Origin of the sequence: Paenibacillus terrae, from assembly GCF_005217525.1 — a bacterium.
GTDB classification, from domain to species: Bacteria; Bacillota; Bacilli; order Paenibacillales; family Paenibacillaceae; genus Paenibacillus; species Paenibacillus terrae_C.
On sequence record NZ_PNXQ01000004.1, the window covers coordinates 59,656 to 60,027 of the forward strand.

1 protein-coding gene is annotated in these 372 nt (G+C 34.4%); it reads left to right on the forward strand.

Going from position 1 to position 372, the window contains the following annotated elements; genetic code table 11:
* On the forward strand, positions 1 to 192 hold the full coding sequence (locus C1I60_RS24665; RefSeq protein ID WP_137060485.1) for a hypothetical protein: 192 nt from the start codon (positions 1 to 3) through the stop codon (positions 190 to 192).
* Positions 193 to 372 lie beyond the last annotated feature (180 nt).

Consider the following 372-nt stretch of genomic DNA (forward strand, 5'->3'; position numbering starts at 1 on the left):
ATTGTAAATATTTCGGGCTATGATGACTATAATATACTATTGGCTATCATTAGCCCGTTGGTTTGGATGTATGAATCATTTCAATTTGTGCGAGAAGCAGATATTCCAATAGCCGTTGTATACCCAACTACACTAGGTTTCTGGTATCTTGTTGGTTTGGTTTTGGATCGTCTAATAAAAAAAACAAGATAATTTATTCCAAAATGCGAATCGCTTTTAGCAAGTTCCTTCTGATAGTCGTCCCTTCATCCACTGAGCCAACTACTTTAAATCAGACATGATTATTCTTTTTAAAAGCCTCTCCTCGTCCCACCAGTTCTAAAGAAATAATAATTCTTGATGTGTTACAAGAACGATAAAAATAAACATATC